General features: G+C 71.8%; 20 protein-coding genes. 9 read left to right on the top strand and 11 right to left on the bottom strand.

The features are described from left to right. Window positions 1-47: 47 nt before the first annotated feature. Window positions 48-743 (bottom strand): HAD family hydrolase, encoded by a 696-nt coding sequence (locus ACLJQM_RS42095; RefSeq protein WP_247012746.1) that lies wholly within the window; start codon window positions 741-743, stop codon window positions 48-50. A gap of 100 nt (window positions 744-843) precedes the next feature. On the opposite strand from ACLJQM_RS42095, the gene ACLJQM_RS42090 reads away from it, so the two are divergent. Beyond that, a complete protein-coding gene (locus tag ACLJQM_RS42090) occupies window positions 844-1,848 on the top strand; it encodes an ABC transporter permease (RefSeq protein WP_410635912.1) in 1,005 nt (334 codons plus the stop codon). Here the strand turns inward: ACLJQM_RS42090 and ACLJQM_RS42085 are convergent. From ACLJQM_RS42085 to ACLJQM_RS42060, 6 genes are all read right to left on the bottom strand, one after another. Continuing rightward, window positions 1,786-2,196, bottom strand: a complete 411-nt coding sequence (locus ACLJQM_RS42085) for a secondary thiamine-phosphate synthase enzyme YjbQ (protein WP_360780900.1) — start codon at window positions 2,194-2,196, stop codon at window positions 1,786-1,788. The two genes, ACLJQM_RS42090 and ACLJQM_RS42085, sit on opposite strands and share 63 nt — an antisense overlap. 17 nt (window positions 2,197-2,213) lie before the next feature. Beyond that, a complete protein-coding gene (locus tag ACLJQM_RS42080) occupies window positions 2,214-2,858 on the bottom strand; it encodes a response regulator transcription factor (RefSeq protein WP_125306195.1) in 645 nt (214 codons plus the stop codon). Window positions 2,859-2,867: 9 nt separating this feature from the next. Further along, window positions 2,868-4,172, bottom strand: coding sequence for a sensor histidine kinase (locus ACLJQM_RS42075; RefSeq protein WP_410635910.1), 1,305 nt, complete (start codon window positions 4,170-4,172; stop codon window positions 2,868-2,870). A 481-nt stretch (window positions 4,173-4,653) separates the two neighbouring features. Continuing rightward, complete coding sequence (locus ACLJQM_RS42070) at window positions 4,654-4,854, bottom strand: hypothetical protein (RefSeq protein WP_086859936.1); 201 nt, start codon at window positions 4,852-4,854, stop codon at window positions 4,654-4,656. 7 nt (window positions 4,855-4,861) lie between these two features. Beyond that, window positions 4,862-5,971 (bottom strand): fatty acid desaturase family protein, encoded by a 1,110-nt coding sequence (locus tag ACLJQM_RS42065; RefSeq protein WP_360780906.1) that lies wholly within the window; start codon window positions 5,969-5,971, stop codon window positions 4,862-4,864. Between the two features lie 10 nt (window positions 5,972-5,981). Next, the gene (locus ACLJQM_RS42060) at window positions 5,982-7,049 is read right to left on the bottom strand and encodes a ferredoxin reductase (RefSeq protein WP_410635907.1); all 1,068 of its coding nucleotides are present in this window, start codon (window positions 7,047-7,049) and stop codon (window positions 5,982-5,984) included. A gap of 92 nt (window positions 7,050-7,141) precedes the next feature. Here ACLJQM_RS42060 and ACLJQM_RS42055 point away from each other — a divergent pair, with 92 nt between their 5' ends. From ACLJQM_RS42055 to ACLJQM_RS42035, 5 genes are all read left to right on the top strand, one after another. Continuing rightward, window positions 7,142-7,795 carry a TetR family transcriptional regulator gene (locus ACLJQM_RS42055; protein WP_247012734.1) on the top strand — a complete coding sequence of 218 codons (654 nt, stop codon included), beginning with the start codon at window positions 7,142-7,144 and terminating at the stop codon, window positions 7,793-7,795. 123 nt (window positions 7,796-7,918) lie between these two features. Continuing rightward, entirely contained in the window at window positions 7,919-9,031 is a 1,113-nt protein-coding gene (locus ACLJQM_RS42050) for a Re/Si-specific NAD(P)(+) transhydrogenase subunit alpha (protein WP_360780915.1), read from the top strand. Continuing rightward, complete coding sequence (locus ACLJQM_RS42045) at window positions 9,028-9,342, top strand: NAD(P) transhydrogenase subunit alpha (protein ID WP_086679991.1); 315 nt, start codon at window positions 9,028-9,030, stop codon at window positions 9,340-9,342. Before ACLJQM_RS42050 ends, ACLJQM_RS42045 begins: the two co-directional genes overlap by 4 nt. Continuing rightward, complete coding sequence (locus ACLJQM_RS42040; protein WP_410635904.1) at window positions 9,339-10,727, top strand: NAD(P)(+) transhydrogenase (Re/Si-specific) subunit beta; 1,389 nt, start codon at window positions 9,339-9,341, stop codon at window positions 10,725-10,727. Before ACLJQM_RS42045 ends, ACLJQM_RS42040 begins: the two co-directional genes overlap by 4 nt. After that, window positions 10,724-11,455 carry a lipoate--protein ligase family protein gene (locus tag ACLJQM_RS42035; protein ID WP_247012728.1) on the top strand — a complete coding sequence of 244 codons (732 nt, stop codon included), beginning with the start codon at window positions 10,724-10,726 and terminating at the stop codon, window positions 11,453-11,455. Before ACLJQM_RS42040 ends, ACLJQM_RS42035 begins: the two co-directional genes overlap by 4 nt. Before the next feature lie 18 nt (window positions 11,456-11,473). On the opposite strand, the gene ACLJQM_RS42030 is transcribed toward ACLJQM_RS42035, so the two are convergent. After that, window positions 11,474-11,902, bottom strand: coding sequence for a histone-like nucleoid-structuring protein Lsr2 (locus ACLJQM_RS42030; RefSeq protein ID WP_410635903.1), 429 nt, complete (start codon window positions 11,900-11,902; stop codon window positions 11,474-11,476). A gap of 133 nt (window positions 11,903-12,035) precedes the next feature. Between ACLJQM_RS42030 and ACLJQM_RS42025 the strand changes: the two genes are divergently transcribed. Further along, entirely contained in the window at window positions 12,036-13,430 is a 1,395-nt protein-coding gene (locus tag ACLJQM_RS42025; protein ID WP_410635902.1) for a dihydrolipoyl dehydrogenase family protein, read from the top strand. 1 nt (window position 13,431) lies between these two features. Here ACLJQM_RS42025 and ACLJQM_RS42020 read toward each other — a convergent pair whose 3' ends face one another. Beyond that, window positions 13,432-15,591, bottom strand: coding sequence for a hypothetical protein (locus ACLJQM_RS42020; RefSeq protein ID WP_410635901.1), 2,160 nt, complete (start codon window positions 15,589-15,591; stop codon window positions 13,432-13,434). A 273-nt stretch (window positions 15,592-15,864) separates the two neighbouring features. On the opposite strand from ACLJQM_RS42020, the gene ACLJQM_RS42015 reads away from it, so the two are divergent. Both ACLJQM_RS42015 and ACLJQM_RS42010 read left to right on the top strand, forming a co-directional pair. Beyond that, the gene (locus ACLJQM_RS42015) at window positions 15,865-16,368 is read left to right on the top strand and encodes a DUF3145 domain-containing protein (protein ID WP_290054326.1); all 504 of its coding nucleotides are present in this window, start codon (window positions 15,865-15,867) and stop codon (window positions 16,366-16,368) included. A gap of 30 nt (window positions 16,369-16,398) precedes the next feature. Further along, window positions 16,399-16,992 carry a hypothetical protein gene (locus tag ACLJQM_RS42010; protein ID WP_360780935.1) on the top strand — a complete coding sequence of 198 codons (594 nt, stop codon included), beginning with the start codon at window positions 16,399-16,401 and terminating at the stop codon, window positions 16,990-16,992. A 48-nt stretch (window positions 16,993-17,040) separates the two neighbouring features. Here the strand turns inward: ACLJQM_RS42010 and ACLJQM_RS42005 are convergent, their stop codons facing one another. Beyond that, window positions 17,041-18,291 carry a beta-ketoacyl-[acyl-carrier-protein] synthase family protein gene (locus ACLJQM_RS42005; protein ID WP_247012718.1) on the bottom strand — a complete coding sequence of 417 codons (1,251 nt, stop codon included), beginning with the start codon at window positions 18,289-18,291 and terminating at the stop codon, window positions 17,041-17,043. A 29-nt stretch (window positions 18,292-18,320) separates the two neighbouring features. After that, entirely contained in the window at window positions 18,321-18,566 is a 246-nt protein-coding gene (locus tag ACLJQM_RS42000; protein WP_004559006.1) for an acyl carrier protein, read from the bottom strand. Between the last annotated feature and the right edge of the window lie 29 nt (window positions 18,567-18,595).

Genomic DNA, 18,595 nt, shown 5'->3' with positions numbered 1-18,595 from the left:
GGGAGTCGTCCTTTCGACTGAGGGGTTTCCCCCTCCTCAGGAGGATGTCAGCGGAGGACGGCGGCCCGGACGGCGTCGGTGTCGGCCAGGTCCGGCAGCACGGTGTGCGCGCCCGCCGCGGACAGTTCCCCGGCGGAGAAGTGGCCGGTCGCGACGGCGACGGAGACCGCGCCGTTGTCCAGCGCCGCCTTGACGTCGTTGGGGGTGTCGCCGATGACGACGACCTCGTCGGCGTCGAACTCGGTGCCGTGCTTGGCCGCCGCCAGCCCCATCGCGTGCGGGACCAGGTCCGGGCGGTGCACCGAGAGCGTGCCGTAGCCGCCGATCTCCAGGTCGAGGTGCTCCTGGAGGCCGAACGCGACGAGCTTGTGCCGGGAGATCTCCGGCAGGTTGCCGGTGACCAGCGTCTGGACGACGCCGTCGTGCCCAGCGAACGCGGTCAGCGCCTCGGCCGCGCCCGGCAGCACGCGGGCCTCCACCGGGAAGCGGTGCGCCGCGCGTTCGGACTCCGCGACCAGGGCCTTGAACAGCGCCTCGATCGTCTCCGGCGCGGCCTCGAAGCCGTTCGCGGTGAGCAGGTCGGTCGTCGTGGCGAGCTCCGTGCGGCCCCCGAACACCGGGTTGACGCGCAGGGTGGCCCCGGTCGCGGCGGTGAACGCCGTCGCGTACCAGGCCGAACCCAGCTCGGTGAAGTCCACGAGGGTGTGGTCGATGTCCCAGAGCACCAGCCGCTTCTTCGTCACGGGATCGAGGCTACCGGGGACGCTATTCAACACGTGTTGACTTCTGGGGTCAGGACGTCGTAGCTTGAATTCAACAAGCGACGAATAACTGGAGGTTGTCATGACCGGTCCTGTCCGGCGTCCCGCCGGGGCGCTCGCCCTGGTCGCCGCCGCGGCCGGCGCGCTGGTGGCGGTGGTGCTCGGGTTCCTCACCTTCGGCGCGCAGGCCACCGTCGCGCCCGACGGCGTCCCGGTCGCCGTCGCCGCACCGCCCGAAATCGCCCAGCGCCTCGCCGCGCACGGCGGGGGCCAGCTCGCCTGGACCGTCGCGACCCCGGCCCAAGCGCGGCAGCTGCTGGCGGACAAGAAGGTCTACGGCGTGCTCGAACTGGCGCCGGGCCCGGTCGCCACGGTCGTGACGTCGGGCGCGGTCAACCCGGCGGGCACGCAGGTCGCGCAGCAGGCGCTGACCGGCGCCGCGACCGCGCTGGCCGGGCCGCCGAAGCAGGAGGTGCTGCACCCGGTGAGCCCGGCCGGGCGGACCGCGCCGCTGGCCGCGTCCGCGCTGACCTGGATCGGCGCGCTGGTCGCCGGCCTCGGCCTGACGCAGCTGGCGAAGCGGACCGGCCGCGAGATCGGCGCCGGAGCGCGGTTCCTGCAGGTGGTCGCAGTCGGCGTGCTGCTCACGGCGGCGGTGGCCGGGTTCTTCGCGCTGTGGGACTCCGCGCTCCCGCTGGACGCCGGCGTGCTCGGCTTCGTCTTCTTCGCGGCGACGGCGTTCGCGGCGGTGCAAGCCGGGCTGCTGCGCCTGCTCGGGCTGCGCGCGATGGCCGTGCTCGGTCCGCTCTACCTGGTCGCGCCCGCGGTCGCCGGCCAGGTGCCGGAGCTGCTGAACCCGGCCTACCGCGCGCTGCTGTGGTCGTGGACGCCGTTCCGCTTCCCGGCCGAGGGACTGCGCAGCCTGCTGCAGGGCGTGCCGGGCGCGCCCGACGTCACCACCGGGCTCTGGGTGCTGGGTGCCCTGCTCGCCGCGGGCCTGCTGGTGACGCTGTGGCCGGCCCGCTCAGCCCGCCAGGAGGCTGAACCGCACCCGGCGGACCGGGTTGTCGAGGTTGGTGTCCACTAGGCAGATCGACTGCCAGGTGCCCAGCGCGAGCACGCCGCCGAGCACCGGGATCGTCGCGTAGGGCGGCACCAGCGCCGGGAGCACGTGGTCACGGCCGTGACCCGGGGTCCCGTGCCGGTGCCGCCAGCGGCCGTCGCGGGGGAGGAGCTCGTCGAGCGCGGTCAGCAGGTCTTCGTCGCTGCCGGCGCCGGTCTCCAGGATCGCCAGCCCGGCGGTGGCGTGCGGGACCCAGACGTGCAGCAGCCCGTCGGTCGCGTCGGCGTCGCGCAGGAAGGTCTCGGCCTCGTGGGTGAGGTCGTGGACGACGGCTTCGGAGCCGGTGCGGACCTCGATCTCGGTGGAGTACATGACTCCCAGCGTAAGGCTCAGGAGTCCAGGTAGCGCAGCACCGCGAGCACCCGGCGATTGTCCCCTTCGGACGGTGGCAGGCCGAGCTTGCCGAAGATGGACGTCACGTACTTCTCCACCGAACCGGCCGAGAGGAACAGCTTCGCCGCGATCGCGGAGTTCGACCGGCCTTCGGCCATCAGGCCCAGCACTTCGCGTTCCCGCGGGGTGAGGCCGCCGAGCGCGTCGGTCTGGCGCGTCGCGGAGAACAGCTGGCTGACGACTTCGGGGTCGAGCACGGTTTCGCCGTCGGCGACCCGGCGCAGCGCGTCGAGGAAGTCCGACACCTCCGCGACGCGGTCCTTCAGCAGGTAGCCGACGCCGCCGGCGCGGTCGGCCAGCAGCTGGGCGGCGTACTTCGTCTCGACGTACTGGGAGAACAGCAGGATCGCGCAGCCGGGGAGCTCACCGCGCAGGGCGATCGCGGCCCGCAGGCCTTCGTCGGTGTGCGTCGGCGGCATCCGGATGTCCACAATGGACACGTCGGGGGTGTGGCTCTCGACGGCGGTCCGCAGCGCGTCGGCGTCCTTCACCGCGGCGACGACTTCGTGGCCGCGGAAGGTCAGCAGCTCGACGAGACCCTGGCGCAGGATGGTGGAGTCCTCCGCGATGACGATCCGCATGCCGCGACCCTAGCGGGGGAGCGGCACCCGTGCGATCACTTCGGTCGGACCACCCACCGGGCTCGTGACGGCCAGCTCGCCGTCGACCGTCCGCAGCCGTTCGGCGACGCCGGCCAGCCCGCCGCCGGGCACGATCCGGGCGCCACCGGTCCCGTCGTCGCGCACGCGCAGCCAGAGGACGTCGCGCTCCTCGGTGACTTCGACGGACGTCGTCCCGCCGTGCTTCGCGGCGTTCGTGAGCAGCTCGGCGGCGCTGAAGTAGACGATCGTCTCCAGCGACGGCGGCGGGCGGCGCGGCAGGTGCACGGTGACCCGCGCGTCGATCCCGGACGTCGCGACGAGCGTGGCGAGCGCGACGTCGAGCCCGGCGTCCAGAGCGGGCGGGTGGATGCCTCGGGCGAGGTCGCGCAGCTCGGTCAACGCCTGCTTCGCGTTGGCGTGCGCGGCGGTGACCAGCTCCTTCACCTGGGGCAGGTCAGCGCCTTCCAGCTCTTCCTTGGCCAGCCCGAGTTTCATCGACAGCGCGACGAGCTGCGCCTGGGCGCCGTCGTGGAGATCGCGTTCGATGCGCCGCAGCCGGAGAGCGGCGTCCTCGACCGCGGTCGCGCGGCTCGCCTCGAGGTCGCGGACCCGTTCGGACAGCACGCGTTCGCCGAGCAGGCCGACGACGAGCAGCCGGTCGAGCGCGGTGAAGGCGTGGGTCACCCACGGAAGCACCACGAGCACCAGCAGTCCCGACGCGGACCAGGCGAGCGCGCCCGCCCAGTGGTCGGCCCGGATGCCGAAGGTCGGCAGCTCCCGTTCGCCGAGCGGGAACCAGAAGAGGGCGAAGCTCGACGCGGCCACGCCGTAGACCGTCGCGGAGCCCACGGCGAGCAGGCCGGCGAAGGTCAGCGGGAGGCGCAGCAGCAGGTAGCCGGCCGTGCGCCAGCCCGCGGGGTCGCCGACGCGGGCCTTCACCCAGCTCCAGAGCCCGGGCTTCAGTTCGGGACGGCGCGGCGCGGGGACGCTGACGCCGAGCAGGGCTTTCGCCAGGCCGCGGTGGGCGGCGCCGAGGGCGCGGGCGTAGAGGAGCGCGCCGGCGAGGACGAGGAAGCCGAGCAGGACCGGCGTCAGCCAGAGGCCGGCGATGACGACGACGACGAAGGTGAAGAGGGCGAACAGGCTGAGCGGGCCGGCGAGCCACAGCCAGGCGTACTCGGCCCAGAAGTCCCGCGCGGCGAGGGGGCCGAAGACCCGGCGGAGCGGGTGGGGACGGGGCAGGTCGAGGCTGGTCACGCGTTCAGTTTCGCCGGGGTGGGGAGCGTTGCCCATCCGGTTTTCCCCCGGGGCGGACTCGGGGAAGCGCCCGGGTTGGGGCCGGTTCGGATGTTGTGAACGGGTCGTTCACGGCGTCTGGTGACGTGAAAGGGTCGTTCATGACGTCCCGGGCCGGGCTCTCCGCGGTCGGCGAGGCGGCTCGCTCGCGTCGCGAATGACTCGCTGGGGACCTCGGAGGTCGCGAATGAGTCATTCGCGACCTGCGCGGCGAGCGGAGGTGGCCCGGTGCGGATGACCGGGCTCGCGGGGCGCCGCTCTTGCCGTTGCGGTGGGGCGTGGAGCGGCGGTCCGCAGACGGGTCGGTTCGGCGGCCGGCCGAGAAATCGCGGAAGCCGGCGCGGACGACCGGTGCCCGCGGGGGCGCCCCCCCGTCTTCCACGCTACCGGGGACCACTGACAGTTCCGGACCGCGAAAGCCGTGAAGGCCACCTTGAGGAACGCTGGGTTCCTCGAGGTGGCCTTCACGAAGGTCGGGTCACGGGGTGTCCGGGTCGTCCTCCCGGGCGCGCTGCGCGGCCTCGCGCATCTCGATGACGTCCGTGAGCCAGTCGCCCGTTTCGCGGGCGATGTCGCGGATCGCGCCGGTGATGATCGACGCTATGTTGCCGACGTGCGTCGCGGCCGATTCGGTGATCACCTGCAGGGTGTCCTTGTCTCGTTCGAACTGGCCCACCATGTCACCCTCACGCTGCTCGGAGCTGCCGGTCGGGTTCCACGGTAGTCGGCGACGGCGAAGTCTGCGGGAGAGCCAGCTTCACGATCTTCTTGGCGACCGACCAGAGCTGCTTGTGCAGCGGCCCCGTGTGGTACGGCAGGCCGTACTTCTCGCAGATCGCGCGCACCTCGCCCGCGATCTGCGGGTAGCGGCGAGCGGGGATGTCCGGGAACAGGTGGTGCTCGATCTGGTGGGACAGGTTGCCGCTCATGATGTGGAACAGCGGGCTGCCCGAGATGTTCGCCGAGCCGAGGATCTGGCGCAGGTACCACTGGCCGCGCGACTCCGAAGCCGTCTCCTCTTCGGTAAAGCTCTCGACGTCGGCGGGGAAGTGGCCGCAGAAGATGATCGCGAACGCCCACAGGTTGCGCGTCAGGTTGGCCGTCGCGTTGCCGAGGAACGTCAGCGGCGCCAGCGGACCCGTCAGCAGCGGGAAGAGGACGTAGTCCTTGCCGACCTGCCGGGACGCCTTGCGCAGGATCTTCTTCAGGACCGGCACGTTGTCGGCCCACGACCGCTCGCCCTTGACGACGTTCTCGACCTCGAGGTCGTGCAGCATCACGCCCCACTGGAAGAACAGCGCCAGCAGCGTCGCGTACACCGGGTTGCCCAGGTAGTACGGGTGCCACTTCTGGGCGGTGTCCATCCGCAGGATGCCGTAGCCGACGTCGCGGTCCTTGTCGACGATGTTCGTGTACGTGTGGTGGATGTAGTTGTGCGAGTGCCGCCAGTTCTCCGCCGGCGCCACGGTGTCCCACTCGAAGCGCTGCGAGCTCAGCGCCGGGTCGCGCGTCCAGTCGTACTGGCCGTGCATGACGTTGTGGCCGATCTCCATGTTGTCGAGGATCTTCGCCACCGACAGCGCGCCGACGCCGGCGAGCCACGCGGGCGGGAAGAACCCGGCGAACAGCAGCGCCCGGCCCGCGACCTCGAGCCCGCGCTGGGTCTTGATGACGTTGTGGATGTAGTCGACGTCCTCCTGGCCGAGGTCGTCGACGATCCGCTGGCGCAGCGCGTCGAGCTCGCGGCCGAACTCCTCGACCTGGTCCGGGGTCAGCCGGTCCTGCAGTCCCGTCATGGCAGTCTCCTCACGCGTCGATCTCGACGTCCCCGACGGGGACGGAGATGCAGAGCTGGATTTCTTCGTCTTCGTCGCCGGAGATCTCGCCGGTGCGCGCGTTGCGGACGCGCCCGGCGGTCTTGAGCTGGGTGCAGGAGAAGCAGATGCCCATCCGGCAGCCGTGCTCCGGCGAGAGCCCGGCCTCCTCGGCCTGCTCCAGCAACGGCTTCCCCGAATTCGCGCACTCCCGGCCACTGCGCTTGAAGCGCACCTGGCCTTCCGCGTTCGCCGTGTCGAAGGTCAACGCCGGCGGCGTGAACTCTTCGGTGTGCACGCGTTCACCGAGCTTTTCGCGCACCGCGTCCATCAGCGGCTTCGGGCCGCAGACGAACGTCTCCGCGTCGCGGAACCACGGCGCCACCTGGTCGAGGTGCGCCGGGGAGAAGAAGCCGTGCAGTTCGCCGCCCTCGGCGTGGGTGTGGGCGTGCACGACCCGCAGGCCCGGGTGCCGCGCGGCGAGCTCGGCCAGTTCGGTGCGGTAGAGCGCGTCGGCCGGGCCGTTCGAGTACTGCACGAACACGATCTCGCCGGTGTGGCCCTCGTCGACCAGGGTGCGCGCCATGGCGAGCACCGGCGTGATGCCGCTGCCGCCCGCGATCAGCAGCACGCGCTCCGGCCGGGTGGCGGGCAACGTGAAGCCGCCGTCCGGAGTGGACAGGTTGACGACCGAGCCGACGCCGAGCGCGCGGTTGAGGTGCCCGGACACCAGGCCCTGCTCCTTGACCGTGAACTCCAGTTCGCCGTCGTACTGCGAACCGCACGGCGAATAGCACCGCGTGCGCCGGACGCCGTCGATCTCCACCTGCACGCGGACGTACTGGCCGGCGGTGAAGCCCGGCCACGCGCGGCTCGGCCGTACGGTGAGGGTGACGCTGTCCGGCGTTTGCTTGCGCACCGCCGTGACCAGCCCGCGGATCTCGCGGCGGACCAGCATCGGGTCGACGAGCTCCAGGTACCGGTCCATCCCGTGCGGCGTCAGCAGGGCCTCGGCCAGCGAGGCGAGGCTGCGCACCCGCCGGGGGATGAGCGCCGTCATCTCGTCCTCCTCGATTACAGTGAACGACTGTACACTGAACAGTGCACTGCAGGAGTGGAGCCGCTGTCAACGCGGGAAGGCGAGGATGTGACGTGAGCAACGCGGTGGACATCCGTACGCTGGTCGATGTGTCAGAGGAGCCGGTGAGCCGTCAGGAGCGCAAGCAGCGCACGCGTCAAGCGCTGCTGGACGCCGCCCTCGACCTGCTGGCCGACCGCCCCTTCGCCACACTCTCCCTGCGTGAGGTCGCGAAGGGCGCGGGCCTGGTGCCGACGGCGTTCTACCGGCACTTCGCCACGATGGAGGAACTCGGCGTCGCGCTCGTCGAAGAAGCGACGCGGACGCTGCGCGGCATGATGCGCTCCGCCCGCACCGACCCGGACACCTACCAGGGGATGATCAGCGCCTCGGTGGCCACCGTGCACCAATTCGTGCGCGCGAACGAGGACCATTTCCGGTTCCTGACCCGCGAGCGCTACGGCGGCGGGCCGCTCGCCCGCGCCATCGCCGTCGAACTGCGCATGTTCTCCGGCGATCTGGCGATCGACCTGGCCCGGTTCGCGCCGCTGCGGTCGTGGAGCACCGAAGACCTGCACATGCTGGCCGACTTGATCGTTTCCGTGATGATCACGACGACCGTCGAACTGTTGGAAGCCCGCCCAGGTGAAGACGCGAAAATCACCGGAACGGCGGAAAAACGGCTGCGGTTGATCCTGCTCGGCATCCCGCACTGGAAAACTCGCTGAACGTTTCCCGCACGACGTTCGTATTTCCCGGCAGAACCCCGAGACTTGCGACTCACGTCACTGGGGACTGTCGGTCCGGCGTGGTACAACCCTCGGACCGTGCCTCGCCGATGAGGAGGTCGTGTGACGGACAGCGAACAGAGTCAGCAGCTCACCGTGGGTGTGGTGACCGAGTCACGCCCCGGGGAGCGCCGGGTGGCGATGGTGCCCAAACTGGTCGGGCGGCTGGCGCAGCGAGGGCTGCGCGTGGTCGTCGAACCGGGTGCCGGGGCCAGGGCGCACCTGAGTGACGACGCGTACACCCAAGCGGGCGCCGAGCTCGGCGACGCGTGGGGCGCGCAGATCGTCGTGAAGGTCAACGCGCCCGCGCCGGAGGAAGTCGCGAAGCTGAGCCGGGGATCCGTGCTCGTCGGCTTCCTCGACCCGCGCGGCAACCCGGAGGGGCTCGCGAAGCTCGAAGAAGCGGGCCTGCGCGCGTTCGCGATGGAGGCGATCCCGCGGATCTCCCGCGCGCAGGCGATGGACGCGCTGTCGTCGCAGGCCAGCATCGGCGGCTACCGCGCCGTGCTGCTCGCGGCGCAGAAGCTCCCGCGCTTCTTCCCGATGCTCACCACCGCGGCGGGCACGGTCCCGCCGGCCAAGGTGCTGGTGCTCGGCGCCGGTGTCGCCGGCCTGCAGGCGCTCGCCACGGCGAAGCGGCTCGGCGCGCAGACCACCGGCTACGACGTGCGGCCCGAGGTCGCCGAGCAGGTCAAGTCGCTCGGCGCGCAGTTCCTCGACCTCGGCATCGAAGCGGTCGGTGAAGGCGGGTACGCCCGCGAGCTGACGGCCGAGGAGCGCGAGGAGCAGCAGCGGCGGCTCACCGAGGCCATCACGAAGTTCGACGTCGTGATCACCACCGCGCTGGTGCCGGGCCGCAAGGCACCGACGCTGGTCACCGCGGACGCCGTCAAGGGCATGCCCGCCGGGTCGGTCGTGGTCGACCTCGCGGGCGAGACCGGCGGCAACTGCGAGCTGACCAAGCCGGGCGAGGACGTCGTGGAGCACGACGTCACCATCTCGTCCCCGCTCAACCTGCCCGCCGAAATGCCTTCGCACGCGAGCGAGCTGTACGCGCGCAACGTCACCGAGCTGCTGGAGCTGCTGGTGACGAAGGAAGGCGCGCTGGAGCTGAACTTCGAAGACGAGATCGTCGCCGGTGCCTGCGTGGCCGGGCGCGAAGGGAGCCCGGCATGAGTCCCCTGGTGCAGAACCTCGCGGTGCTCGTGCTCGCCGGGTTCGTCGGCTTCGCCGTCATCTCCAAGGTGCCCAACACCCTCCACACGCCGCTGATGTCCGGCACCAACGCCATCCACGGCATCGTGCTGCTCGGCGGGCTGGTCGTGCTCGGCCTCGGCGTCGACGGCGTCTTCAACAAGATCCTGCTGGTGATCGCCATCGCCTTCGGCACGATCAACGTCGTCGGCGGCTTCCTGGTCACCGACCGGATGCTGTCGATGTTCAAGGGCAAGAAGCCCGCTCCCGCCGATGAGGAGGAGCAGAAGTGACCGACTTCGTCGCGATCCTCTACATCATCGCGTTCGCGCTCTTCATCTACGGCCTGATGGGCCTGACCGGCCCGCGCACCGCCGTCCGCGGCAACTGGATCGCCGCGGTCGGCATGGGCATCGCGGTGCTCGCCACCCTGCTCACCCCGGGCATGGGCAACTGGCTGCTCATCGTCCTCGGCGTCGCGATCGGCGCGGTGGTCGGCGTCCCGTCGGCGCGCAAGGTCAAGATGACGGCAATGCCGCAGATGGTGGCCCTGTTCAACGGCGTCGGCGGCGGCGCGGTCGCGCTCATCGCGTGGGTGGAGTTCAACTCGACCGACGGCTACGCGCACGAACCGGCCTACATCGCGATCGCGTCCCTGTTCGCCGCGATCATCGGGTCGATCTCCTTCTGGGGCTCGAACGTGGCGTTCGGCAAGCTCCAGGAACTGATCAGCGGCCGCCCGATCAGCATGGGCAAGCTGCAGCAGCCGGTCAACGCGCTGTTCCTGCTGGTCGCGCTCGCCTGCGCGGTGGCCATCATCGCCGGCGGCGACTCCTGGCTGCTCATCGTCGGGCTGCTCGTCGCGGCGGGCATCCTCGGCCTGACCGTCGTGCTGCCGATCGGCGGCGCGGACATGCCGGTCGTCATCTCGCTGCTCAACGCCTTCACCGGCCTGTCGGCCGCGGCGATGGGCCTGGCGCTGGACAACACGGCGCTGATCGTGGCGGGCATGATCGTCGGCGCGTCCGGCTCGATCCTGACCAATCTGATGGCCAAGGCGATGAACCGGTCCATCCCGGCGATCGTCGCGGGCGGCTTCGGCGGCGGCCCGGCGGTCTCGGCCGGCAGCGGGACGAAGGAAGAGCGCCCGGTGCGCTCGACCAGCGCGGCCGACACGGCGATCCAGATGGCGTACGCGAGCAAGGTCGTCGTGGTGCCCGGCTACGGCATGGCCGTGGCGCAGGCCCAGCACACCGTCCGCGAGATGGCGAAGCTGCTGGAAAAGAAGGGCATCACGGTCGCGTACGCGATCCACCCGGTCGCCGGCCGGATGCCCGGGCACATGAACGTGCTGCTCGCGGAGGCCGACGTGCCCTACGAGCAGCTCAAGGAGATGGACGAGATCAACTCCGAGTTCGCCCAGACCGACGTCGCGCTGGTGATCGGCGCGAACGACGTCACGAACCCGGCGGCGCAGACCGACCCGAGCTCGCCGATCTACGGGATGCCGATCCTCAAGGTCAACGAAAGCCGGTCCGTGATCGTGTTGAAACGCGGCATGAGCTCCGGCTTCGCGGGTATCGACAACGACCTGTTCTACGATCCGAAGACCAGCATGCTCTTCGGGGACGCCAAGTCGTCGGTGGGCGAGATCGTGGAGGAACTCAAGGCGTTATGACGACCGGGTCGGATGTGCGTGCCGCGTTCACCGACCCCGCCGAGAACCTCGCGTTCGACGAAGCACTCCTCCGGGTTGCGCCCGAGTCACCGGTCCTGTGGCTCTGGCGCAACCCGGTTTGCGTCGTGGTGGGGCGCGGCCAGCGGATCGCGCGCGAGGTGCGCGTTCCGGAGTGCGAGCGCGACGGCGTCCCGGTGCTGCGGCGGGCCAGCGGCGGCGGCACCGTGTTCCACGACCCGGGCAACCTGAACGTGACCCTGGTGCTGCCCGGCCCGGCCGACCGGCCGCTGGAGGCGCTCGGCCAGGTGATGAGCGCCGCCGTCGACCAGCTCGGCCTGGTGCCGCGGATCGGCGACCGCGGGCTGTTCATCGGCGACGCGAAGCTGTGCGGGTTCGCCGTGTTCCGCACCAAGACCGGGCTGCTGGCGCACTCGACGCTGCTGGTCGAGACGTCGGCGGCGCTGGTCGGGCGCTACCTGACGAGCGCGCCGGCGGACCCGCGGCCCCTCGATTCGCACCGCAGCCCGGTCGCGTCGCTGGCCGAGCACGGCGTCCGGCCCGGCTTCCCGGCGGTCGAGGCGGCGGTGCGGGCGGCGGCTTCGCAGATCCTCGGGACCTTCGTGCCGCGCCCGCCGACCGAGGCCGAACGGACGCGGCAGCGGGCGTTGCTGCACACCCGCTACCACTACCCGTCGTGGCACGCGGACGGCGCCCAGCGCGCGGCCTGATCGCTGTCTACAGTGGACTTACTCGGCGGCCGAAAACGTGACGCCGGGCACCTTCCGCGTCGTCGCGCGCGTGGTCTTCTTCGGCTCCGCCGCCTTCCGGGTGCGGGTGGTCTTCGCCGGTTCGGCCTTCGCGGTGGCCGTCTTCGCCTTGGCCGCGGCCTTCGGCGCCGCCTTCGTGGTCTTGGCAGTGGTCTTGGTGGTGGTCTTCTTCACCGCGGCCTTCGCACGGGGCCGCTTGGCGCCCGGCACGATCCGCGGACGGCGCTTGCGGCCCCCGGTGCGGCGGCCGGCGTCGGCGTAGCGCTGCAGGAGCTCGCGCAGCGCGTCGGCGTTGGCGAAGGAGAGGTCGATGTCGTAGTCGATGCCGTCCAGCCCGAACCCGACCGTCTCCGCCGCGGCCTCGCCGGTCAGATCATCCAGCACCCGCACAGCCGTGTTCTTGGCCACGACAACCTCCCGTGCTCCGGTCTTCGCGCGCACCGGGCCGACGGCACCCGGTACCGCCGAGGAAAACTTGCAGCTTCCTGACGAGGATAGCCGCTGGCTTGCGCGATCCCGCGCGGTGGTGTGCGCTGAACCCATGGCTGCACAGACTTTTGACGTAGTGGTGATCGGCGCGGGCCCGGTGGGGGAGGTGGCCGCCGAACGGGCCGCTCGCGGCGGCCTGAAGGTCGCCCTCGTCGAGCACGAACGCTTCGGCGGCGAGTGCTCGTACTGGGCCTGCATCCCGAGCAAGGCGTTGCTGCGGCCGGGAAACCTCCTCGCCGCCGCTAAGCGCGTGCCCGGCGTGCCGGTCGGCGACCGGGTCGACCCGGAGGCGGTCTTCGCGCGCCGTGACTGGTTCACCGGCAAGGGCGACGACTCGGGACAGGTCGACTGGGCGCGCGGCGCCGGCATCGAACCGGTCCGCGGGCACGGCGCGATCACCGGTGAGCGGGAGGTGACCGTCGGCGGCGACCGCGTGCTGACCGCGCGGCACGCGGTGATCGTGTGCACGGGCAGCGTGCCCAGCACGCCGAAGATCCCGGGCCTCGACACGATCCGGCCGTGGGGTTCGCGCGAAGCGACGTCGGCGGAGTCGGTCCCGGCGCGGCTCGGCGTCCTCGGCGGCGGTGTGGTCGGTGTCGAGATGGCGCAGGCGTTCGCCTCGCTCGGCTCCGAGGTGCACCTGGTGATCTCCGGCGAGCGCCCGCTGCCGCGCAACGCGCACTTCGCCGGCGACCTCGTGCTGCACGGGCTGCGCGAAGCCGGCGTGTACGTCCACACGGAGTCGGGCGTCGAGCGGGTCGCCGCCGGGGCGGCCGGCACCGAGCTGACCTTGAAGGACGGCGAGACGGTCGTCGTCGACGAGTTCCTGGTGGCGACCGGGCGCCGTCCCGCGACCGCCGGGCTCGGCCTGGAGACGCTCGGCGTCGAGGCGGGCTCCGCGCTGGAGGTCGACGACACCGGCCGGGTGTCCGCAGTGGACGGTGGCTGGCTGTACGCGGCGGGCGACGTCACCGGGCGCGCCCCGCTGACCCACCAGGGCAAGTACGGCGCCCGCGCGGCCGGCGACACGGTGGCGGCGCTGGCGGCGGGGACCGAAGTGGCTCCGGCGCCGTGGAGCCGCTTCACCGCGACGGCCGACCACCACGCCGTGCCGCAGGTGGTGTTCACCGACCCGGAGGTCGCGGCGGTCGGGCTGGCGGACGCGCGGCCGGGGTCGGCCGACCGGGTCGTCGACATCGACATCGCGGTGGCGGGCTCGTCGCTGCACGCGGACGGCTACACCGGCAAGGCCCGGATCGTCGTCGACACCGAGCGGAACGTGCTGCTCGGCGTGACGTTCGTCGGCCCGGACGTCTCGGAGCTGCTGCACTCGGCGACGATCGCGATCGTCGGCGAGGTGCCGCTGGACCGGCTGTGGCACGCGGTGCCGTCGTTCCCGACGATCAGCGAGGTGTGGCTGCGGCTGCTCGAGGCCTACGGGCTCTGAGTCACTGCGTGGGCAGGTCGAGCGCCGCCTTCGCGGCGCGGCCGAGGCCGGGATCGTCCGGAGTGGACGGTCCCGGCGCCCAGACGGCCTGCACCAGCCGCACGGACGTGCCTTCGACCTTGGAGGCGTAGGCGGCGTTCTCGAAGCGCGGCGGGGCGGTGTCGCCCCACTTGCCGGTCTCGGTGGCGAGGTCGAGGATGCCGCCCCCGCCCGGCGTGTCCGCGACGGCCTTGAAGGCGGCCGCCTGCGAGGCGTCGGGGAACTGGACGATCCCGACGGTGACGGCCCCGGGCCGCCCGTCGACGGTCGCGGCGTAGCTGGCGCGCCGCACCCCGGAGCAGCTGGTCCGCTGCAGGCTGGCTTGGGCGTCCCCGAAGGCGTGCGATGCGCACCGCTGATCGGCGTCGGCGGCGCGCAGGGCGAACTGCAGGCTCTGCGCGGGAGCGGCGTTGCTCGGACTGGCCGGCGGCGGCTGGGTACCGGGCGTGGGCGGCCCGGTCGGCGCGGCGGCGGTGTCGTCCCCGGTGGTGGCGACGGCGATCGCGGCGACGACCAGGAGCACCAGCAGGCCGATGGCGCCGAGGGGGAGCCAGCGGACGGTGCGGGAGGTTTCTTCCGGTTGGGGCTGGGGTCGGGGTCGCGGCTGCGGCGAGGGCTGTGGCGCTCGTGCTGCGGGGAGGGGGAGCTTGTCGGTGCGCTCGGTGCGCTCGGTGTCCGGGGTGGACGGTGCGGGCTCACTCGGCCGGGTGGACTTCGGTGCTTCGGTGCCCGGGAACACCGGCGGTGCGAGGGGGAGGACTTCGGTGCGTTCGGTGTCCGCGAGCGCGGGGTCCGGAGCCGACGCGACCTCGGCGAGCGAGATTTCGGCGGCGATGGGGAGTTTCGGCTGCGGCGCGGGCTTGGCGGGCGAGGTATCGGCGGCGGGAGGTGCCGGCATGGGCTTGGCAGCCGCGGGTTCGGCGGTGGGAGGCTCGGGCACGGCTCCGTAAGCGGCGGACGGGCTCAGCACGGCCTCGGCGGGCGGGGTTTCCGAGGTGGCGGGTGGGTTCGGCGTGGGCTGAGCGGCCGCGGTTTCGGAGGTGGTGGGCGGGTTCGGCGCGGCCTCGGCAGGCGTGGCGTCGGTGGCGGGAGCTTCCCGCTCCGGCGCGACCTCGGCTTCCGCGAGCGGTGCGGCGAGCGCGGGTTCGGCCGGTGGGAGTTCCGGCTCTGGCGCGACTGCTATTTCCGCGAGCGGTGCGGCGGGCTCGGCGGCCGTGGGCTCGGCGGCCGGAAGGAGTTCTGGCTCCGGTGCGGGCTCGGCGAGTGCGGGTTCGGGGGCCGCACTGGTGTCGGCGAGTGCGGTTTCGGGCTCGGCGACGGGCGCTTCGGCCGGCACCGGCACCGGCATCGGCACCGGCTCGGGCTGGGGCTGGGGCGGGACCGGGGTCGCGGTCCGCCAATCGGACACGCCGGACGGGGCCGAAGCCGCGGCCGGGCCGGCGGCGGCCGCCGGGCTCGCCGTTTGCTTCGGGACCTCCGGGCCGCTGTCCCAAAGGGACTCCGGGGGCGCGTCGTCCGTGAAGCGGCTGAAACCCTCGCCCACCAGGATGTCGTCCGAAAACTCCGGGGCCTCCGGGGCCAGGCCGCGGATCAGCGCCCTGACCTGGTCGACCGACCGGGGCCGGTGCGCTGTTGCCAGCGAGACCGTCGCCGCCAGCATCGTCGTCGGGGTCGGGTGCAGGACGCGGACCGGGCCGGCCAGGTCGCTCGCCGGCTGGTCGACCGTCTCCACGTACGGGCCCACCGCGATGATCGTGCCCACCGGGGCCGTGCCCGGGACCACCGCCGCGATCTTCCGCTCGCACGCCTGGGAGACGTCCAGGGCCTCCGTGGCCGGGTTGACCGCGTCGTCGTCGGCCACCAGGGGCCAGCCGTCCGCGCGCCACGACGCTCCCAGCGGGGCTTCCAGGCGCAGGGCCGGGTCCGGGAGGTCCACGCCGATGACGATGATCACGCCGTGGGGCAGGATGACCACCGCTTCGATCGGGCGGTCCGTCACCGTGCCGACGCCGATCAGGGCGATGCCGCCGATCACGGTGCTGCCGCGGCCCAGGGATGCCAGTGCCGCCCGGATGTCGTCCGCCACCCGGGACTGCTGCCGCTCCAGGCGCACCAGTCGCACCGAAAACCCCTCCCTGCTCGTCGTTCCGGGTCATCACGCTAGCGCGCGTGGCCGTATCCATCGTGCGACACGGGGACGACGCGGCCGCGTGCCCTCCGAAAGTGGTGCCCCGGGTGACTTGTGGTGTTCATGTGGCCAAACAGCACGGTTGGGGTGCAGAATGTGCTTCAACGCATCGGAGGCGGCATTCGGGAGCCGCACTGAAGCCGTTCCGCAGCTCGAGTCAGGGCGTAGGGGAAGACGTCCCTCGTCGAGCAACAAGCGGAGGTAGCAGTGAGCACCCGTGGCAGCACCCGAGGTGTGGTGTACGTCCACTCGTCGCCGTCTGCGGTGTGTCCGCACGTCGAGTGGGCCATTTCGGGCACCCTGGGTGCCCGCGTTGACCTGAAGTGGACGGCGCAGCCGGCCAGTCCGGGTCAGCTTCGCGCCGAATGCGGTTGGCGCGCGCCCGCGGGCACCGGCGCCAGACTGGCGTCCGCCCTCAAGGCGTGGCCGATGATCCGGTTCGAAGTGACCGAAGAGCCCAGCGCGGGCGTCGACGGCGAACGGTACTGCTTCGCGCCCGGCCTCGGCCTGTGGCACGGGCGGACCAGCGCCAACGGCGACATCGTGGTGGGCGAAGACCAGCTGCGCGCCCTCGTCGCCATGACCCGCGGAGGTGAGTCCCTCGCGCACAAGCTCGACGAACTCCTCGCCGCGAGCTGGGACGAGGCGCTCGAGCCCTACCGCCACGCCGGGGACGGCGCCCCGGTGACCTGGCTGCACCAGGTCGGGTAGCCGCGGGACGGGGGCCGGTACGCTCACGGCGTGACCACCCCCGCCCCCAGCTCTCGCCAGCGCTGGCTGGTGCCCGTCGTGGTCGTCGTGCTGTCCGTGACCGTCGGGGCCGGCCTGCTCGCGCGCGAGCTCTACCGCCGTCCCGACCAGTCGGCCGACGACACCTCCGCCGCGGTTTTGCCGCCGTCGACGTCGGGCAGTGGCGAGCCGGCCGCCGCGGACGCCGTGCGGATGACCGACGACGCGCGGGCGCACCCGCAGGCCGACGCCGTCCGCCGGGTCATCGAGACGTACTTCTCGGCCATCAACACCAAGCAGTACCAGCAGTGGACGAGCGTGGTCAGCGCACAGCGGGTGGCCGAACAGTCACTCACCGCCTGGAAGAACGGCATCCGGACCACAAAGGACCGGGACGCCGTCGTCTACCGGATCGAGCGTGGCTCCGGCTCGTCGTTGCGGGTCCTGGTCGGGTTCACCAGCGTGCAGAACCCCGAGGACGCCCCGCAGTTCTTCCAGGAGCCGTGCATCAAGTGGCGGCTGGTGCTGCCGATGGTCGTCGAGCAGGCGGCGCTGAAGATCGATTCGATCGACAAGGGCCCGCCGCCCGAACACGAAAAGTGCTGACGAAAAAAGGGGCCCGGCCGAAGCCGGGCCCCTTTTCTTTCGCGTCCGTCAGGCCGCGGGGGTGAACAGCAGGGCGGTGTTGTGACCGCCGAAGCCGAACGAGTTGCTGATCGCCGCGGTCAGCTCGACCTTGCGCGGCTCACCCGAAACGACGTCCAGCTGCACCCGCGGGTCCAGGTCGGTCAGGTTCATCGTGGCCGGCACGATGCCGTGGTAGAGCGACAGGATCGTGATGATCCCCTCGACCGCGCCGGCGCCGCCGACGAGGTGGCCGAGCGCGCCCTTCGGCGCCGTCACGACCGGGTGTTCCCCGACCGCGTTGCGGATCGCCGCCGCCTCGCCGATGTCACCGACCACAGTGGACGTCGCGTGGGCGTTCACGTGCCCGACGTCCGCCGCGGTGACGCCGGCCATCTTCATCGCCGCGCGCATCGCGGCGATCTGGCCGATGCCCTCGGGGTGGTTGCCGGTGATGTGGTAGGCGTCCGAGGTGATGCCGTGCCCGGCGATCGTCGCGTAGATGCGCGCCCCGCGGGCCTTCGCCAGGTCCGCGCGCTCCAGGATGACCACGCCGGAACCTTCGCCGAGGACGAAGCCGTCCCGGTTGGCGTCGAACGGCCGCGAGGCCGCGCCCGGGTCGTCGTTGCGCGTGGACACCGTGCGGGCCTGGGCGAACCCGGCCAGCGTGATCGGGTGGATGCACGCTTCGGCACCCCCGGCGACCACGACGTCGGCGCGGCCGGAGCGGATCATCTCGACCCCGCTCGCGATGCCTTCGGCTCCCGAAGCGCAGGCCGAAGCCGGCGAATGCACGCCGGCCCGCGCCTTCAGGTCGATGCCGACGTGCGCGGCCGGGCCGTTCGGCATCAGCATCGGCACGGTCAGCGGCGACACCTTGCGGAGACCCTGCTGGTGCAACAGATCGTTCTGGGTGAGCAGGGTGACCGGGCCGCCGACGCCGGTGCCGATCGACACGCCGAGGCGGTCGGGGTCGACGTCGGTGTGCTCGTCGGTCGGCTCGCTGTACCCGGCGTCGGCCCACGCCTGACGCGCGGCGATCAGCGCGACCTGCTCGCAGCGGTCGAGCCGGCGGGCCTGCACCCGCGGGAGGACCTCCGAGGGATCGACGGCCAGCTGACCGCCGATCTTGACCGGCAGCTGCAGTTCCTCGACCCAGTCGGCCTCGATCGCCCGGACCCCGCTCCGCCCGGCCAGCAGACCGTCCCAGGTGGACGTCACGTCCCCGCCGAGCGGTGTGGTGGCGCCGAGACCGGTGATCACGACGTCGATGTTGCTCATGGGAGTCTCCTCAAGGAGGGGAAGAGGACTTACTTGGAGTTGGCCGAAACGTAGTTCACGGCGTCGCCCACGGTCTTGAGGTTGGCGAGCTCGTCGTCCGGGATCTTGACGCCGAACTTGTCCTCGGCCTGCACGGCGATCTCGACCATCGACAGCGAGTCGATGTCCAGGTCGTCCACGAACGACTTCTCGGCGGTGACGTCGTCCTGAGCCACACCGGCCACCTCTTCGACGATCTCGGCGAGGCCGGCGAGGATCTCAGCGTTGTCAGCCATGGGGTAGTTCCCTTCTCGGTGTTTCTGGG

The organism is Amycolatopsis sp. cmx-4-83 (assembly GCF_046548815.1).
Lineage (GTDB): Bacteria > Actinomycetota > Actinomycetes > Mycobacteriales > Pseudonocardiaceae > Amycolatopsis > Amycolatopsis pretoriensis_A.
Note: the sequence above shows the minus strand (reverse complement) of the source record. Positions and strands in the feature narration are given on the sequence as shown.

Excerpts from the sequence above, each read along its gene's own strand:
- ACLJQM_RS42035 (WP_247012728.1), top strand. The coding sequence starts at position 10,724 with ATGACGACCGGGTCGGATGTGCGTGCCGCGTTCACCGACCCCGCCGAG.
- ACLJQM_RS42005 (WP_247012718.1), bottom strand. The coding sequence starts at position 18,291 with ATGAGCAACATCGACGTCGTGATCACCGGTCTCGGCGCCACCACACCG.
- ACLJQM_RS42085 (WP_360780900.1), bottom strand. The coding sequence starts at position 2,196 with ATGTACTCCACCGAGATCGAGGTCCGCACCGGCTCCGAAGCCGTCGTC.
- ACLJQM_RS42070 (WP_086859936.1), bottom strand. The coding sequence starts at position 4,854 with ATGGTGGGCCAGTTCGAACGAGACAAGGACACCCTGCAGGTGATCACC.
- ACLJQM_RS42065 (WP_360780906.1), bottom strand. The coding sequence starts at position 5,971 with ATGACGGGACTGCAGGACCGGCTGACCCCGGACCAGGTCGAGGAGTTC.
- ACLJQM_RS42025 (WP_410635902.1), top strand. The coding sequence starts at position 12,036 with ATGGCTGCACAGACTTTTGACGTAGTGGTGATCGGCGCGGGCCCGGTG.
- ACLJQM_RS42075 (WP_410635910.1), bottom strand. The coding sequence starts at position 4,172 with ATGGGCAACGCTCCCCACCCCGGCGAAACTGAACGCGTGACCAGCCTC.
- ACLJQM_RS42045 (WP_086679991.1), top strand. The coding sequence starts at position 9,028 with ATGAGTCCCCTGGTGCAGAACCTCGCGGTGCTCGTGCTCGCCGGGTTC.
- ACLJQM_RS42000 (WP_004559006.1), bottom strand. The coding sequence starts at position 18,566 with ATGGCTGACAACGCTGAGATCCTCGCCGGCCTCGCCGAGATCGTCGAA.
- ACLJQM_RS42060 (WP_410635907.1), bottom strand. The coding sequence starts at position 7,049 with ATGACGGCGCTCATCCCCCGGCGGGTGCGCAGCCTCGCCTCGCTGGCC.
- ACLJQM_RS42080 (WP_125306195.1), bottom strand. The coding sequence starts at position 2,858 with ATGCGGATCGTCATCGCGGAGGACTCCACCATCCTGCGCCAGGGTCTC.
- ACLJQM_RS42090 (WP_410635912.1), top strand. The coding sequence starts at position 844 with ATGACCGGTCCTGTCCGGCGTCCCGCCGGGGCGCTCGCCCTGGTCGCC.